Origin of the sequence: Acidaminococcus sp. AM05-11, assembly GCF_003472805.1 — a bacterium.
GTDB classification, from domain to species: domain Bacteria; phylum Bacillota; class Negativicutes; order Acidaminococcales; family Acidaminococcaceae; genus Acidaminococcus; species Acidaminococcus hominis.
Window position 1 is genome coordinate 1 of record NZ_QRMX01000071.1, and the last position, 762, is coordinate 762.

The 762-nt window shown below is 43.3% G+C and carries 2 tRNA genes; both read right to left on the reverse strand.

The window, feature by feature from the left end:
• Positions 1-484: 484 nt before the first annotated feature.
• Positions 485-560, reverse strand: a tRNA-Ala gene (locus DW089_RS11255).
• A gap of 24 nt (positions 561-584) precedes the next feature.
• Positions 585-661: transfer RNA gene (locus DW089_RS11260), tRNA-Ile, on the reverse strand.
• Positions 662-762 lie beyond the last annotated feature (101 nt).

The following is a 762-nucleotide window of genomic DNA, read 5'->3' on the forward strand; positions in this document are numbered from 1 at the left end:
TCTTAGTGCCTAGGCATCCGCCGTATGCCCTTAGTAGCTTGACTTATCTCCTAGCAATATTCGGCCATTTCTTTGTCGCTCGTCGCAAATTTTCCTCGATATACTTTAGTATTATCTCCGGAAATTTGCTTCCTCGCTTCGCGAACTATCCCGAATCTTGTTGGAGTCTTTCTGTTTTCGCCGATAATCGTTTTCTTCTGCGTCACTTGTCGTGTTTTGTCCTCGATATACCTTGTAGTATTATCTGCGGCAAAACGCTCCTCGTTCCTTGAATAAAATCGATTCTTGACGAAAACAACTAGTTCTACTAAGTCACACTTACGTGTTCCTAGTTTTCTCGTTACTCGTCTCTAAATTCGCATTTAGATTAGAGGTATCTACTACATATTCATCACAATACATAGTAGATTTAATTTTGATTTTCATCAAAACTGTTTTTTGTCTCTTCTATGAAGTTTTCAAGGTTCATACGATAGTAAGTAATTGGTGGAGACGAGGAGAATCGAACTCCTGACCCCCTGCTTGCAAGGCAGGTGCTCTCCCAGCTGAGCTACGCCCCCAGCATACATTCCTTTAGGAAAATATGGTGGGCCCAAGTGGACTCGAACCACTGACCTCACGCTTATCAGGCGTGCGCTCTAACCAGCTGAGCTATGGGCCCATTTCCTTACCATCTTGAGGGCAGAACCCTCAAAACAGAATATTGATATTGACAGATGTGCGTCGACGAGAATAGTTGATGTACCGTAGTACCCAACGGTT